General features: G+C 73.5%; 15 protein-coding genes. 4 read left to right on the plus strand and 11 right to left on the minus strand.

Going from position 1 to position 15,608, the window contains the following annotated elements; all coding sequences use genetic code 11:
- Nucleotides 1-127: 127 nt before the first annotated feature.
- On the plus strand, nt 128-544 hold the full coding sequence (locus KDL28_RS33215; protein ID WP_252444987.1) for a hypothetical protein: 417 nt from the start codon (nt 128-130) through the stop codon (nt 542-544).
- Here the strand turns inward: KDL28_RS33215 and KDL28_RS33220 are convergent.
- From KDL28_RS33220 to KDL28_RS33240, 5 genes are all read right to left on the minus strand, one after another.
- Entirely contained in the window at nt 541-936 is a 396-nt protein-coding gene (locus tag KDL28_RS33220) for an ester cyclase (RefSeq protein WP_252444989.1), read from the minus strand. The two genes, KDL28_RS33215 and KDL28_RS33220, sit on opposite strands and share 4 nt — an antisense overlap.
- Nucleotides 937-1,078: 142 nt before the next feature.
- Nucleotides 1,079-1,444 (minus strand): hemerythrin domain-containing protein, encoded by a 366-nt coding sequence (locus KDL28_RS33225; protein WP_252444991.1) that lies wholly within the window; start codon nt 1,442-1,444, stop codon nt 1,079-1,081.
- Between the two features lie 138 nt (nt 1,445-1,582).
- A complete protein-coding gene (locus tag KDL28_RS33230) occupies nt 1,583-3,058 on the minus strand; it encodes an MFS transporter (protein ID WP_252445128.1) in 1,476 nt (491 codons plus the stop codon).
- 127 nt (nt 3,059-3,185) lie between these two features.
- Complete coding sequence (locus tag KDL28_RS33235; RefSeq protein WP_252444993.1) at nt 3,186-4,265, minus strand: sigma-70 family RNA polymerase sigma factor; 1,080 nt, start codon at nt 4,263-4,265, stop codon at nt 3,186-3,188.
- Nucleotides 4,266-4,389: 124 nt separating this feature from the next.
- Nucleotides 4,390-5,022: a dihydrofolate reductase family protein gene (locus tag KDL28_RS33240; protein ID WP_252444995.1), complete on the minus strand. Its 633-nt coding sequence runs from the start codon at nt 5,020-5,022 to the stop codon at nt 4,390-4,392.
- 151 nt (nt 5,023-5,173) lie between these two features.
- On the opposite strand from KDL28_RS33240, the gene KDL28_RS33245 reads away from it, so the two are divergent.
- Complete coding sequence (locus KDL28_RS33245; RefSeq protein ID WP_252444997.1) at nt 5,174-5,509, plus strand: YciI family protein; 336 nt, start codon at nt 5,174-5,176, stop codon at nt 5,507-5,509.
- Nucleotides 5,506-6,738, plus strand: coding sequence for an RNA polymerase sigma factor (locus tag KDL28_RS33250; RefSeq protein WP_252444999.1), 1,233 nt, complete (start codon nt 5,506-5,508; stop codon nt 6,736-6,738). Before KDL28_RS33245 ends, KDL28_RS33250 begins: the two co-directional genes overlap by 4 nt.
- 75 nt (nt 6,739-6,813) lie before the next feature.
- Here KDL28_RS33250 and KDL28_RS33255 read toward each other — a convergent pair whose 3' ends face one another.
- Genes KDL28_RS33255 through KDL28_RS33270 form a run of 4 tightly spaced genes read right to left on the minus strand, consistent with a single transcriptional unit; the run spans nt 6,814 to nt 11,892 of the window.
- On the minus strand, nt 6,814-8,136 hold the full coding sequence (locus tag KDL28_RS33255) for an MFS transporter (RefSeq protein WP_252445001.1): 1,323 nt from the start codon (nt 8,134-8,136) through the stop codon (nt 6,814-6,816).
- A 46-nt stretch (nt 8,137-8,182) separates the two neighbouring features.
- Complete coding sequence (locus KDL28_RS33260) at nt 8,183-8,938, minus strand: SDR family oxidoreductase (protein WP_252445003.1); 756 nt, start codon at nt 8,936-8,938, stop codon at nt 8,183-8,185.
- A gap of 27 nt (nt 8,939-8,965) precedes the next feature.
- Complete coding sequence (locus tag KDL28_RS33265) at nt 8,966-10,366, minus strand: class II fumarate hydratase (RefSeq protein WP_252445130.1); 1,401 nt, start codon at nt 10,364-10,366, stop codon at nt 8,966-8,968.
- Between the two features lie 41 nt (nt 10,367-10,407).
- Entirely contained in the window at nt 10,408-11,892 is a 1,485-nt protein-coding gene (locus KDL28_RS33270) for an NAD-dependent succinate-semialdehyde dehydrogenase (RefSeq protein ID WP_252445005.1), read from the minus strand.
- A gap of 212 nt (nt 11,893-12,104) precedes the next feature.
- Between KDL28_RS33270 and KDL28_RS33275 the strand changes: the two genes are divergently transcribed.
- Complete coding sequence (locus tag KDL28_RS33275) at nt 12,105-13,022, plus strand: LysR family transcriptional regulator (RefSeq protein ID WP_252445007.1); 918 nt, start codon at nt 12,105-12,107, stop codon at nt 13,020-13,022.
- Nucleotides 13,023-13,034: 12 nt separating this feature from the next.
- Here KDL28_RS33275 and KDL28_RS33280 read toward each other — a convergent pair whose 3' ends face one another.
- The gene (locus tag KDL28_RS33280; RefSeq protein ID WP_252445009.1) at nt 13,035-14,054 is read right to left on the minus strand and encodes an alcohol dehydrogenase catalytic domain-containing protein; all 1,020 of its coding nucleotides are present in this window, start codon (nt 14,052-14,054) and stop codon (nt 13,035-13,037) included.
- A gap of 512 nt (nt 14,055-14,566) precedes the next feature.
- Nucleotides 14,567-15,535 carry an SDR family NAD(P)-dependent oxidoreductase gene (locus KDL28_RS33285; protein ID WP_252445011.1) on the minus strand — a complete coding sequence of 323 codons (969 nt, stop codon included), beginning with the start codon at nt 15,533-15,535 and terminating at the stop codon, nt 14,567-14,569.
- Between the last annotated feature and the right edge of the window lie 73 nt (nt 15,536-15,608).

Consider the following 15,608-nt stretch of genomic DNA (forward strand, 5'->3'; position numbering starts at 1 on the left):
CGGCCCTCGTACCTGGCGTACTCGGGTCGGCCGGCAACGCAGCCAGCGGGCACCTGGGCCGCCGAGATACCCGTCGAACCTTGCTGGACGGGCCACTAGTTCTCACCCATGAACTCCGACACCAACAATGCGGCTCACGGTGGGCGCGGCGCGCACCGGGAACATCCTGTCCTACCGCTCGAGCGGTTCGATCCTGAGCGTCGGCTCCACGGACTCGATCCTGTCGATCGGCTCCGTCGGATCGATCCTGTCCGTCGCCTCCCTCGGCTCCGTCCTGTCGGTCCTCTCGGTCGGCTCCTTCGGCTCGGTCTTGTCGGTCGGCGCGTTCGGGTCCCTGCTGTCGGTCGGCGCCTTCGCCGCGGACCGGACGACCGGCTCCTACGCGGTCGCCGCCATCGTCCTGGCGGCCGTCCTGGTCGCGCTGCTCCTGATCAAGAGCATCAGCCGCACGCTCACCAGGCCCGACGGGCCGCAGAACCGTGACCGGGTCAGCGCCTCCCAGCGGGACCGATCCCCCTCGACGCTTCACGACACACGGCGCTAGTGGTCGTTCCTCGCCTGGTCCCGAACCGCATCGGTGTCGATGAGCGACCACACCCGCTCGATGCGACCGTCGCGGAAGCGGTAGAAGACGTGCTCGGCGAACGTCACGCGTCGACCGGTGGGCGCGATGCCGGCGAACTCGTGCTCGGGCGTGCAGTCGAACCACAGGCGGCAGGCGACGACGTCGTCGCCGGTGACGAGCAGGTCGACGGTGAAGTGCAGGTCGGGGATCCTCCGCACGTCCTCGGCGATCATCTCGGCGTACTGCTGTCGACTGATCGTCCTGTCGTTGTAGACGACCAGGGCGTGCACGAACTGGTCGAGGTCGTCCAACCGCCTGCCGTTCAGCGCGTCGATGTAGGCGCGATAGACCTCTTCAAGGTCGCCGCTCACGGGCTCCTCCTCGGTCGCCGGGTCACTGTCCACGCATCGATCGTCGGGCGGACGTGACGAGCTCGGCGACCGGGGGATCGCATGCGCTCATCCGGCCGGGCGCAACGCGGAACGCAGCGCCCGGCCGCGCGGACGGGCGGGGTCAGCCGGTGCCGCGCTGGGCGAGCCGGTCCCGCAGCCGGTCGACCGGCCCGACACCGGGGCCGGCGAGCATCTCGCGGACCAGCGCGTCGAACCGCGGCTCGCTCGCGTCCACCGCCTCGAGCCGCTTCATGACCCCCTCGAGCTGCTTGTGCTCCTCGATGTCGTGCTCGACGGCCTTCTCCCCGTCGGGCAGGTGCTCGCGCATCGCCGGGTAGACGTGCATCTCCTCGGCGACCGCGTGCCGGACGACCTCGGCGATCACGGTGTCGGCGAGGTCGCGCCGCTCGCGGTGGTCGCTGCTGGCCTCGATCCGGTCGAGGAGCGCAAGCGCCTTGCGGTGATCGGTGGTCAGCTCGTCGACCACGTCGATGTGGTGCTCTGGTCGGTCACGGTGTCCTCCTCGTGGTGGGTTCGGGACGGTCGCGGTCATACCGCCGACCGGCACCAACCGACGTCTCCGACCACCCCCTCGCCCCACCGCACCGTCCGCACCGACATCGCCTCACCCGGCGCCCTCCCCCTCAGCGGTGCTGACGGGCCCGGGGACCAGGGTCGCCGGAGCGTTCGCGGCCGGCTCCGCAGGTGCCGCGGCTGTGCGGCGTCGGCCCGGCATGCCGAGTGCGACGAGCAGGCCCACCAGGGCGAAGGCACTCACCGCGCCCATGGCCGCGGTGAAGCCGGCGCCGAAGTCCTGGGCCGATCCGTAGCCGCCGACGCCGGCGAAGACCGCGACGGCGACCGCGACGCCGAACACCCCGCCGAGGATGCGCAACATCATGAAGGCCCCCGACGCCTGGCCCACCTCGGCCGGGCGCACGGCGCCGACCACCGCCTTCTGCGCCGCCGGCATCGCCATGGTCAACCCCACGCCGCCGACGACGAGCGCAGGCAGCAGCTGCGCGTATCCCGCACCGGCACCCGAGGCCACCGAGACCCAGCCCATGCCCGCGGTCTGCAGCGCCAACCCGCCGACCACGAACGCGCGCTCGCCGTAGCGGTCGGCCAACCGCCCCGCGATCGGCGCGCAGATCATGAGCGTCGCGGTCCACGGCACGAGCCGCAGGCCCGCGCCCAGCGGTCCGTCGCCCAGCACGACCTGGAAGTACTGCGCGAGGAAGAACAGCGTGCCGTACAGCGAGGCGAACACGCAGAAGTTCGCCGGGTTGGCCGTGGCGAACGCCCGCGACCGGAAGAACCGCATCGGCAGCATCGGCGCCGACGTGCGACGTTCCCAGAGCACGAAGGCGACCACGAGCCCCGACCCGAGCACCAGTGCGCCCAGCACCTCCGGGCTCGTCCAGCCCGCCGCGTTCCCACGCACCAGGCCCCAGACGACGCCGAAGGCGCTCAGCGTGACCAGCACGACGCCGCCGAGGTCGAACCGGCCGTTCGGGCCGGTGCTCTCGGCGACCCGCAGCGTCGTGAGCACGATCGCCAGCACCCCGACCGGCAGGTTCAGCCAGAAGATCCACTGCCAGGCCATGCCCTCGGTGACGACGCCCCCGACGAACGGGCCGCTGAACGTCGCCAGACCGGTGATGCCCAGGTACAGCCCCATCGCCCGACCCCGCTGCCGCCCCGGGAAGGCCGCGCTGAGCAGGGTCAGCGACAGCGGCAGCACCAATGCGGCCCCGGCACCCTGCAGCACCCGGGCGGCGATCAGCACCCCGATCGTCGGTGCCGACGCGCACGCCGCCGACGCAACGGTGAACACCGCCAACCCGACGACGAACGTGCGGCGCCTCCCGAACCGGTCGCCCAGCGCCGCCCCGGTCAGCAGCAGGACCGCGAACGCCATGTTGTAGGCGTTGACGGTCCACTCCAGCGTCTCGACCGATGCCCCCAGGTCGCGCCGGATCGCGCCGAGCGCCGTGGTCACCACCAGGCTGTCCAGGGCCATCATGAACGACGCCAGCGAGGCCAGCCCCAGCACCCAGGCCTGGTTGGACGTCATCCGACCCGTGTCGTTCTGCACCATCGTCTCCACTCGATCTCCATGAGATGCGGTCGTCTGACCGCGACCCGGCCTGATCCGGGCACGACGGGGCCGCACCGCGCTCAGGAGGAGCGGGTGAGCGGCCGACGCGGATCAGGTCCGGTGTCGGTCAGGGGCGCAGCGACCGGGGCAGCCCGAACCTCGCCAGCAGGGCGTTGTCCAGGAACCGGGTCACCGCGGTGATCCGGTCACCGCTCAGGCCCAGCACGAGCACCCCGTGCGCGTGCCGGATGGGGGTCCGCGGGTCGCGCAGGTAGCAGCCGAACGCCGGTTGGCCGTTCGCCCGGGTCGGGATCAGCACGTGCCGCTGCCCGGTCCGCAGCGCGACGGTGGCCAGGAAGTGCCGCACGGCGTCCCGGCCCCGGTACTCCAGCGGCAGCGGCGGCATCGACAGCGACGCGTCGTCGGCCAGCAGCGCCACGACCGCGTCGACGTCGCCGGCCTCGAACGCGCGGACGAACTCCGCCACGATCCGCCGTTCCCGCGGCGAGCCCGGCAGCGGGGCGCCGTCCCGGTCCGCACCCGGAAGCTCCTCGGCGAGGGTGCCGCGGGCCCGCTTCAGCGCACCGGTCACCGCGTCCTGGGTCGTGTCGAGGATGCGCGCCACCTCGGCGGTCCGGAACCCCAGGACGTCGCGCAGCACCAGCACCGCACGCTGGCGCGGCGGCAACTGCTGCAGCGCGGCCAGGAACGCCAACGACACCGACTCCCTGGCCTCGTAGCGCGCCTCCGGGCCGGGCACCTGGTCGGCGATCCCCTCCCACAGCGCGTCGGGGTAGGGCTCCAACCAGCTCGGCTCCGGACCTCGGTGCGACGGCTCGGGCAACGGAACCTCCGGCTGGTAGGTCGCGTACGCGGGCGGTCGGCGGGCACCGGCGCGCAGTGCGTTGAGACAGCGGTTCGTCGCGATCCGGTACAGCCAGGTCCGCACCGACGCGCGCTCCTGGTAGCCGTCGATGGCGCGCCACGCCGCCAACAGGGTCTCCTGCAGCAGGTCCTCGGCGTCCTGCACCGAGCCGAGGATGCGGTAGCAGTGCACCTGCAGCTCGTGCCGGTACGGATCGACGAGCGCGCGGAACGCCGCCCCGTCCCCCGCGCGCGCCAGCGCCAGCAGGTCCTGCGTCGAGCGCTCCGCGCCGGGCCCGCCCGCCGCGGCCCCGGCGTCCCCCGCCGCTGGGCTCCGTCCCATCGTGGCTCCTCCCGTGCCGATCCTCCACCGGGATGGACACCGCCGGTCCCGGGAAATGGTCGGTCGCGCCGGAATCAGCACGACACGACCGACCCGGCAGACCGGGAACCCGGCGATGTGGCGTCTAGAGCGCGCCGCGCTCCTCTCCGCGCGCGTCACCGTCCTGCGCCGTTCGGTGATCCCGCAGGACGGTGTAGGTGAGCCCGACCTTCCCGGCGGGCAGCTGCTCGACCGAGCGCAGCTCCAGCCGGTGCCGGTCCTCGGCACCGGCGAACAGCGGGGTGCCGATGCCGGCGACGAGCGGGTAGGTGATCAGCCGCAGCTCGTCGACGAGCCCGGCGTCCAGCAGCGCGACCACGACGCGGGCCCCGCCGACCAGGTAGATGTCCTTGCCGGGGAGCTGCTTGAGCGCGGCCACCTCGGACACGTCGCGGAGGAACGTCGTGTTCGGCAGGGTCGAGGTGGTCAGCGTGCGGGAGAGCACGTAGTGCGGGGTCCGCCCGATGAGCTCGGCCCACTCGCGCTCGGCCGCGGTCGGCGGCTCACCGGTGATCCAGGCCGGGGTCTGCGGCTTGTCCAGGATCGCGCCCCAGTACTGCTCGTAGCCCGGGTACATGCCCCCGCCCAGCAGGCAGGCGTCGATCTGCCGGGTCAGCCCGTAGTCCTCCGACCAGGCCTCGACCCAGTCGGCCATGCCCTCGGACCCCTCGGTCTTCCCGTCGAGGGAGACCTTCATGGCGGCGATGATCCTGCGCATCTGTGCGTCCTTCCGTCGTGCGGCGGTTCCCGGGAAGCCCCCGGTGCCCCACCGACGAACGGCACCGCGGCATCTCGACATCGCGCGTCGGGCAGTTCCGGATCCGGACGCGACGGCGCCCCACGCCCGATCCGTGCGCTTTGATGGCGGCATGAAGTACGTCCTGCTCATCTGCGACGACGAGGTCGACGCACCGACGAACGAGCAGCTCGCGGCCGACCCCGGGCACACGTCGTGGCTGCAGGAGCTGACCCGGCGCTCCGACGTGCAGGCCATGGCCCGCCTGCGGCCGGTGGTGGACGCGACCACCGTCCGCGTCCGCGACGGCCAGGCCTTGGTCTCGGACGGGCCGTTCGCCGAGACCAAGGACTTCGTCGGGGGCGTCGTCCTGCTCGAGTGCGCCGACCTCGACGAGGCGATCGCGATCGCGGCGGGCCACCCGTACGCGCGGCGGGGGTGCGTCGAGATCCGCCCCGTCTGGGAATGAGCGCGTCGGAGCGGGAGGTCCGGGCGGCCGTCGAGGCGGCGTACCGCGAGGAGTGGGGCCAGGTCGTCGCGACCATGATCCGGCTGACCGGGGACTGGGACCTGGCCGAGGACTGCGCGCAAGAGGCCTTCACCGCGGCGCTCACCGCCTGGCCGCGCGACGGGGTCCCGCGCCGCCCCGGAGCGTGGCTGACCACGACCGCCCGCAACCGGGCCACCGACCACGTCCGCCGCGACGCCGCGGGGGCGGTGAAGCTCCGCGCGCTCGCCGCGCTGCCGCCCGATCCGGACGACCCGGATCCGGAGGAGATCCCGGACGAGCGGCTGCGGCTGATCTTCACCTGCTGCCACCCCGCGCTGCCGTTCCCGGCCAGGGTGGCGCTCACGCTGCGCACGCTCGCCGGCCTGACCACCGCCGAGATCGCCCGCGCGCTCCTCACCGCCGAGACCACCATGGGCCAGCGGTTGAGCCGGGCCAAGCGCAAGATCCAGGAGGCCGGCATCCCCTACCGGGTGCCCCCGGCCGAGCTGCTGGCGCACCGGCTCGCCGCCGTGCTCGCCGTGCTGTACCTGATCTTCAACGAGGGCTACGGCGAGCAGGAGCAGCGGCGGGCCCTGACCGCCGAGGCCATCCGCCTGGCCAGGGTGCTGGTCGCGCTGATGCCCGCCGAACCCGAGCCGCGCGGGCTGCTCGCCCTCATGCTGCTGCACGAGTCCCGGCGCCCGACCCGCGTGCGCGACGGCGTGCTGGTCACCCTGGAGCAGCAGGACCGCACGCGGTGGGACCGCGCGCTCATCGACGAAGGCGTGCGCGTCCTGGACGAGGCGCTGGCGATGCGACACCCCGGCCCCTACCAGGTGCAGGCGGCGATCGCCGCCTGCCACGCCACGGCCCCCGACGCCGCCGCCACCGACTGGGCCCAGATCGCGGGCCTCTACGCGACGCTCGCCCGGCTCGCGCCCTCGCCCGTCGTCGAGCTCAACCGCGCCGTCGCCGTCGCCATGACCGACGGCATCCCCGCCGGGCTCGCCCTCGTCGACGCGATCGCGTCGTCCGGCCGGCTCGAGGGCTACCACCTGCTCCCCGCCACCCGCGCCGACCTCCTGCGCCGCCACGGGCGCCCGGGTGAAGCCCGAGCGTCCTACGAGCAGGCACTGGCGCTGGCGCCGAGCACGGCCGAGCGCCGCTACCTCGCCGAACGGCTGCGCGAGCTCGCGCCGGAGGACTGACCCGACCCCTCCCGGCCGGTGGTGGGTGCCGGCCCCGCTACCGGACCGGTCCAGCCGGGAGGCGGCCGGGCGGCGTCATGCCGTGACCGCGTCGGAGGCGACGGGGGCCGGTTGCGGGGCCCGGGGGGCCAGCGAGATGGCCGCGCCGCAGACGAGGGCGGCCAGGACGACGTAGACGGCGATCGCCGCGGAGGAGCCGAACTCGGCGAGCAGCAGGGTCGCCACGATCGGCACGGGCGCCGCGGTGAGCGCCCCGCCCAGGTGGTAGGCCAGCGACGAGCCGGTGTAGCGGGCCCGCGGCGGGAACAGCTCCGCGGTGAAGCCCGCGACCGCACCGTAGACCAGTGCGTGCAGGACGGGGAGGGCGAGCAGGTAGGCGGCGACGACGCCGGCGGTGGTGCCGGTGTCGAAGAGCGCGAAGACGGGGAAGGCGCCCAGCGCGACCGCGACGCACCCGATCATCAGGAAGTTCCGGGTGCCGATCCGGTCGGCCAGTACGGCGAGCAGCGGGAGGGTCACCACCTGCAGCGCGGCGGCCACCAGCAGCGCCGCCAGCACCAGGCCCCGGCTCAGCCCCAGGTGGACCGGGCCGTAGCTGAGGAAGAACGTGCTGGCCAGGTAGAAGATCGTGTTCGGGGCGAGCATGCAGAGCATGCCGACCACGAGCGCGCGCTTGGAGGAGCGCAGGACCTCCACCGCCGGGGCCTTGACGACGTCGCCGCGCTCCTGCAGCGCGAGGAACTCCGGCGACTCGCTCACCCGCAGGCGGATGTAGAGCCCCACCACGACCAGCAGCGCCGAGCACAGGAACGGCACCCGCCACCCCCAGCTCAGCAGCTGCTCCTCGGGCATGAGGGTGACCAGGAAGAACGCCCCGCTGGACAGGAACGTGCCGGCGGGCACCCCGGCCTGCGGGAAGCTGGCGTAGAACGCGCGGCGGTGCGGGGGCGCGTGCTCCAGGGACATGACCACCGCCCCGCCCCACTCGCCCCCGACGGCGAACCCCTGGACGAACCGCAGCACGACCAGCAGCACCGGCGCCCAGATCCCGATCGTCGCGTAGGTCGGCAGCAGCCCGACCGCGACCGTGCCCAGCCCCATCAGGACCACCGAGAGCACGAGCATCCGCTTGCGCCCGACCCGGTCGCCGAAGTGCCCGAACACCAGCCCGCCGAGTGGACGCGCGAGGAAGGCGACCGCGAGCGTCGCGAACCCGGCCAGCGCCCCGGCGACCGGATCCAGGGTGGGGAAGAACAGCGGGTTGAACACCAGCACGGTGGCCGCCCCGAAGACGAGGTAGTCGTACCACTCGATGGTGGTTCCGATGAAGCTGGCGACCGCGACCTTGGCGGGTGAGGGCGCCTGCCGGGCAGCCGGCACGGAATGCGTCGTCGTCATCTCGTGGCTCCTGGTTGGGGTTGTGGCTGGTACGGGGGGTGACGGGTTACTGGATGCTGCGGCCGCCGTCGACGTCCAGGCAGACGCCGGTGAGGAAGCCGGCCTGGTCGCAGGCCAGGAAGACGATGGCGGTGGCGACGTCGCGGGCGGATGCGGTGCGCGCCATCGGGATGCCGGCCACCCAGTCCGCGCGCAGGTCGTCGGGCAGGGCGGCCGACCCGGTGAGGCTCTTGACGAAGCCGGTCTCGGCGATCACCGGGTTGACCGCGTTGACCCGCACGTCGGGGGCGACCTCGACGGCGAGGCCGCGGGTCAGCGTGATGACCGCGCCCTTGGTGGCGTTGTAGACGGTCAGGCCCGGCCGCGGGCGCTTCGCCGCGATCGAGGCGACGTTGACGACCACTCCCCCGCCCCGGCGGCGCAGCGCGGGCACGGCGTACTTGCAGCCGAGGAACACGCTGCGCACGTTGACGGCGAGCTGCCGGTCGACCGCCTCGACGTCGAGGTCGACCAGTGCGCCCGCGCGGTGCGGCACCCCGGCGTTGTTCACCATGACGTCGACGCCGCCGAACGCCGACTCGGCGGTCTCGACGAGCCCGCGCACGGCGTCCGCGTCGGTCACGTCGGTGGTGACCGCGATGGCCGACGGCAGGCCGGCGGCCACCTCCTGGGCCCCCGCGGAGTCGATGTCGGAGACGACGACGTGCGCCCCGGCGTCGGCGAAGGCCCGCGCGGTCGCCGACCCGAACCCGCCCGCGGCGCCGGTCACGACGACGACCTTGTTCTCGAACGACAGCTCCATGCCAGCTCCTGCGGCTCGGGTTCCGGGTCAGTGGGGTGCGGTCATCCGCCGCGGGTCGAGCAGCTCGCGCAGCTCGTCCTCCGGCAGGTCGGTGCGCTCGCGGGCGACCTCGCGGATCGTGCGCCCGCTGCGACGGGCCTCGGCGGCGATGGCGGCCGCCTCGTCGTAGCCCAGGCGCGGGGCCAGCGCGGTGGCCGTCATGAGGCTGCGCTCGACCGCGGCCGGTCCGGCGTCGGTGGCCCGGATCCCGACGACGCACCGGTCGGCGAACACGCTCGCCGCGCCGGACAGCAGCTCGATCGACTCCAGCAGGCAGTAGGCGGCCACCGGGGTCATCACGGTGAGCTCGAAGTTCCCGCGGCCGCCGGCCAGCGCGATGGCGGCGTCGTTGCCGCTCACCTTGGCCGCGACCTGGCAGACGGCCTCGGCGACGATCGGGTTGGTCTTCCCCGGCATGATCGACGAGCCCATCGACAGGCTCGGCACCTCGATCTCGGCCAACCCCGTGCGGGGCCCGCTGCTCATCCAGCGCACGTCGTCGGCGATCTTGAGCAGGCTCACCGCGGCCGTGCGCAGCGCACCCGAGGCGAACACCACGGCGTCGAGGTTGTTCTGGGCCTGGAAGTGGTTCCCGGTCTCGCGCAGCTCCACCGCGAACTCCTCGACCAGCGCCGCGACGACCCGGCCGGCGAACTCGGGGTGGGTGTTGAGCCCGGTCCCGACCGCGGTGCCGCCCAGCGCCACCTCGGCGAGGCCGCGCTGGGCGGCGCGGAGCCGCTCGAGGCTGCGTTCGACCTGGCCGGCGTGGCCCAGGAACTCCTGCCCGAGCCGGATCGGCACCGCGTCCTGCAGGTGGGTGCGCCCGGTCTTGACCACCCCGTCGGTGGCCCGGGCGACCGCCCGCAGGGACTGCGCGAGGTGGGCGAACGCGGGCACCAGCCGGTGGGTGATCGCCGTCTGCGCGGCGAGGTGCACGACGGTGGGGGTCACGTCGTTGGACGACTGCCCGCGGTTGACGTGGTCGTTGGGGTGGACCGGGTGCTTGGCGCCCAGCGGCGCGCCCAGCAGCTGGTTCGCCCGGTTGGCGATGACCTCGTTGGCGTTCATGTTGGTGTTGGTGCCGCTGCCGGTCTGGAACACGTCGACCCGGAAGTGGCCGTCGAGCAGCCCGTCGGCGACCTCGCCCGCGGCGATCGCGATGGCCTCGGCGAGCGCCGGGTCGACCAGCCCGAGGCCGGCGTTGACGCGAGCGGCGGCCCGCTTGAGCGACCCGAGGCCGCGCAGGTAGCCGCGCGGCAGGCGCAGGTCGCTGATGGTGAACGTCTCGATCGCGCGCTGGGTCTGCGCCCCCCACAGGGCGCCGTCCGGCACGGCCACCGTCCCGCCGAAGTCGACCTCCTGCCGGGAACCCGCCAACCGCAGCGCCATCGGCTCCGCACTCCGCCTCGGCGGTTCGCTCGCGAGCTCGCTCACCGGCCCACGTCCACCGCGACGTACTTGACCTCGAGGTACTCCTCGATGCCTGCGCTGCCGCCCTCCCGGCCCAGACCCGAGCGCTTCATCCCGCCGAACGGGGCGGCCGGGTTGGACACGAAGCCGCGGTTGAGCCCGACCATGCCGGTCTCCAGGCCCTCGGCCAGCCGGATCGCCCGGCCGATGTCGCGCGTGTAGACGTAGCTCACCAACCCGGACTCGGTGTCGTTGGCCCGCTGCAGCACCTCCTGCTCGTCGGTGAAGGTGGAGATCGGCGCGACCGGTCCGAAGATCTCCTCGCGGGCCATGCGCGCGGAGGCCGGGACGTCGGTCAGCACGGTGGGCGGGTAGAAGTAGCCCGGGCCGGGGGGCACCGCGCCGCCGGTGCGGACGCGGGCGCCGCGGCCGACGGCGTCCTCGACGAGCGCGGCGACCTTGTCGCGCTGGACGGCGTCGATGAGCGGGCCGACGTCCACACCGTCGTCGACGCCACGACCCACCACGAGCGCGCCCATCCGGGCCGTGAGCCCCTCGGTGAACTCCTCGGCCACGTCCGCGTGCACGTGGAACCGGTTGGCCGCGATGCACGCCTCGCCGACGTTGCGCATCTTGGCGACCACCGCGCCCTCCACCGCGGCCTCGACGTCGGCGTCCGCGCACACGATGAACGGGGCGTTGCCGCCCAGCTCCATCGACGTGCGCAGCACCTGGTCGGCCGAGCTCGCGATCAGCGTGCGCCCGACCTCGGTCGAGCCGGTGAACGACAGCTTGCGCAGCCGGGGGTCGTGGAGCAGGGGCCCGGCGACCGCCGCGGGCGAGGAGGTGGTCACGACGTTGAGCACGCCGTCGGGCAGGCCCGCCTCGGCCAGCACCGAGGCCAGCGCCAGCGCGGTGAGCGGGGTCTGCTCGGCCGGCTTGAGGATCATCGTGCAGCCGGCCGCGACCGCGGGCCCGATCTTGCGGGTGGGCATGGCCAGCGGCACGTTCCACGGCGTGATCAGCAGGCTCGGGCCCACCGGCTGGCGCATCAGCAGGATCCGCCCCGAGCCGGCGGGGTCGACCGTCCAGTCGCCGCGGATGCGCACGGCCTCCTCGGCGAACCAGCGGAGGAACTCCGCGCCGTAGGCCACCTCGGCCCGCGACTCGGCCAGCGACTTGCCCATCTCCAGGGTGATCAGCAGCGCGATCTCCTCGGTGCGCGCCACGAGGATCTCGTAGGCGCGGCGCAGGACCTCGCCCCGCTCGCGCGGCGGGGTCGCGGCCCACCCGCCCTGCGCCGCCGACGCCGCGGCGAGCGCGTCGAGGGCGTCCTCCGCGGTACCGTCGGCGACCTCGCAGAGCGCCGCCCCGGTGGCCGGGTCCTCCACCGCGAACGTCCGCCCGCCGGTCGCCTCGCGGAATCGGCCGCCGACGAGCAGGCCCTTCTCGATCCGGTCGAGCACCGCGGTCGCCGGGACCGGTGCGGGAATGGTGGCGGTCATCGTATCGAGATCCTCACTTTCGGTGTCCGACTTCTGCTGCACGCTCACGGTGCCCACCGCAGTGGACTCCTGTCACGCTCGCCGGGAATGGCGGTGGACCGCGGCGGCGGAAAACCCCCCGATGACACCCGCCGTGGCCTGGACGTATTCACGATCGGGGGTCGGGTATTCAATTCCGGTCGGGTCGGGCGTTGCCGGCGTAGGATGCCGCCGTGCTGCCCGCGTCCGTGTCGATCGCCGCGGAACTGATCCCCCGACTCGCACTGCTGCACGCGATGACCGAGCACGGCCACCTGAGCGCGGCCGCGGAGTCGATCGGGGTGCCCCAACCCACCGCCACGCGCTGGCTCGACGCCCTCAACCGGTCCGTCGGGGTGGCACTGACCGAACGGGTCGGGCGCCGCGTCGAGCTCACCCCGGCCGGCCACGCGCTGGCCGAGACGGCCGGCGCGGTCCACCGCGAGCTGGCGATGGGCGTGGCCCGGGCGATCGAGGCCGCCGACCCCGGGCGCGGCCAGATCGTGTTCGGCTTCCTGCGCACGCAGGGCTCCACCCGAGCGCCCGAGCTGCTGCGCGGCTACCGCGCGGTCCGTCCCCGGGTCCGGTTCTCGCTGGTCCAGGCCGGGCACGAGGAGCTGGTCGAACAGCTGCACGCCGGCAGCATCGACATCGCCTTGACCGCGCTGCGCCCGACGGACACCGAGGTCGAGGCCATCGAGCTGTTCCGGGAGCCGTTCGTGCTGGTGGCCCCGGTCGAGCACCGGCTGGCCCGGCGGCCGATGGTGCACCTGCGCGACGTCCGCGACGAGACCTTCGTCGGCCTCAGCGCCGGGATCGCGCTGCGCCGCCCGGTCGACGAGATGTTCCGCGCGGCCAGGATCCGGCCGCGCTACGGCTTCGAGACCGAGGAGGTGGAGACCGTGCGCGGCCTCGTCGCCGCCGGTGTCGGGGTCGCGGTCCTGCCGTCCCGGCAGGGCGGCCCGAGCGCGGGCTCGATCGAGATCCCGATCGCGCCCACGCGCTACCGGACGATCGGCCTGATCGTCTCCTCCCGCCGTCGGCCGACCCCGGCGGCGGACAGCTTCCGCCTCTGGGCCGCGAGCCTGCCCCGCGCGGTCGGGTCGGGCTGAGGCCGGGGTGGGTCAGTACGTGATGACGGCCTTGAAGCGCACCTCACCGGCGCCGGCCTTGGCGTGCGCCTCCTCCGCCCGCTCCTTGGGGAAGGTCTCGACCAGCGTCCGGACCTCGCCCCTGGCCACGAAGTCGAGGGCCTCGACGAGGTGCTCGATGGTGTTGTGCGCCGAGCCGATGACCTGGTAGCTGTTCGAGGTCAGGGCGAGCGCCGGGAGGGCGAGCTCATCGGTGCCGATCCCCATCAGCACGACCTTCCCCCACGGCTTGAGCCCGTTCATCGCGTCGGCGACGGCGGCGTGCGAGCTGTTGGTGTGCAGCAGCACGTCGGCCCCGCCCGCCGCCTTGAGCGAGGCGCCGTCGGACACGACCTCGTCGGCGCCGAGCTCCAGGGCGAGGTCCTTCTTGTCGGGGCTGTGGGTCAGCGCGATGACGTGGAAGCCCGCGGCCTTCGCGTACTGCACGGCCAGGTGGCCCAGGCCACCGATGCCCGAGACCGCCACCCGGGCGCCCGGCTTGGGCTCGGCCCGGCGCAGGCCCGCCCAGACGGTGTAGCCGGCGCAGATGATGGGCGCGGCCTGTTCGTAGGACACCGCGTCGGGCAGCAGGACCGTCCCGCCGGCGTCGACCGCGACGTACTCGGCGTGCCCGCCGTCGACGGTGACCCCGGTCAGGGTGGGGCTGGCGCAGTTCGCGGCGGTCACGAAGCTGTTCGGGTGCTCCTCGTGGCAGAAGTCGCAGACCCCGCACATCTTCTGCGTCATGAACACCCCGACCCGGTCGCCGACCTCGCGCTTCGTCACGCCCTCGCCGACGGCGACGACCTCACCGGCGGCCTCGTGACCGGGGACGATCGGGAAGTCCCGGAACGACAGCACCCCGTCGGAGAGCCACAGGTCGGTCCCGCAGATCGCGCAGGCGCGGACCCGCACCAGCACGTCGTTCGGCCCGACCTGCGGCACGGGCCGGTCCCGCAGTTCCCACCGGCCCTTCGCCTGGTCGACGACGACGGACTTCATCTTCGCGGTCATCTTCGGACTCCTGTTCTCGCTGGGCGGCACGTGATGTGGGCATGCGGAACGCAGCACGGTGGTGTTTCGGGGAACCGGAACACGGTCGGGCACACCGCTCCGCAACGGACTCGATTCTGCGGCACCCGAACCGGGGGGCGCATCCGAATGCCCTTCCCGGCACCTCGCGCGGCCGCCCGATGCGATTCTCCGACAGCCCGCCATCTGGGCCTATTCACCGATGGCGGTCACCTATCCACCTTTGTGGCGCGGCGGACGGGACGGGCGCGGCGTTCGTTCACCAACGTCCACCAGCCCAGCGGGAACGGCCATTGACCGGAGGGGTGGGGCCGTCGACACCGGGTCCGGGATCCCAGCCCAACGCGCTCGAACACGAGGTGCTCTTCGCGGCCGACAAGATCTCCCTTGCCGGATGGCCGGCCGGCGACCAGGTGGAGGCGCTGCTGCACGACGAACGCCCGCCGAACCGTTCGTACGGTTCGGCGGGCGTTCTCGTGTCGGGATCGGGACGCCTACTCCGGTGCGGACTGCAGGGCGCGGACCTCGACCCGGGACTGCAGGGCGGCCGAGCACTGCTCGGCCCAGACGAGTGCCGCCTCCTGGTCGGCCGCCTCGATGATCCAGAAGCCGCCCACGTACTGGTCGGCCTTCACGAACGGCTCCGGGGTACGCCTGGGTCCGGCGCTCGTCGTCTCGACCGTGATCGCGGTCGACGGCGGCTCCAGACCGCCCGCGGTGACGAACGCGCCGGCCTCGTTCAGGTCGGTGTTGAACTTCTCCACCGCGGCCATCACCGCTTCCAGCTCAGCCGGGTCCATGTCCTGCATGGACTCCATCGTCGGCTCGTCGGCGGTGTCGTGCGGAAGGGTCAGGAAGTACTGGGTCATGGGACTCTGCTCCATCTCGAATCGTTGACGAACGGGTGAGGGGGTACTGGGGGCCGGACCCGCGGCGAGCGACGCGGCGGTCCGCCCGAGCTCGGCGAGCGGGACCCCGGCGACCGGGAGCGCGACGACCCGGACGGCGTACGGCCCGAGCGCGTGCTCCCACCGCCTGCGCAACGCCTCGACGGCGGCCGCACCGGCGGCGACGTCGGGGACGCCGGGAAAGAGGATCACGCCGGATCCCTGCCGCGTCATGTGCCGTGCCACAGCCCGGGTGGTCAGGAACCGTGCGGTGATCCGGTCACCGCCGGGGGCCTCAGGGACGCCGGGTTCACCGACCGAGATGTCGACGAGCCCGGCCCGCCGGGCGGTGGCGTCGGCGTGGTCGTCGACCGCGGCCCCGTCGAACACGTCGACGACCGCGGTCTCGACCTGTCCCCCGGCCGCCCGGATCTCCGCGGCGACCGCGTCGAGCGGCCCCGGGCGTGGACCGACCAGGAAGCATCGGGCACCCTCAGCGGCGAGGCCCTTCGCCACCGCGCCGCCGATCCGGCCGCCCGCGCCGTACACGACGGCGGTCCTGTTCTCCAGGATCATCTCGGCCTCCCCTGCCCGTCTCCGGTGTGCAGGACCCACCTTCGCGGCAGGCGGGCACCGGTCGCATCGGTCG

Source organism: Pseudonocardia humida (assembly GCF_023898865.1).
In the GTDB taxonomy this organism is placed as follows: Bacteria; Actinomycetota; Actinomycetes; order Mycobacteriales; family Pseudonocardiaceae; genus Pseudonocardia; species Pseudonocardia humida.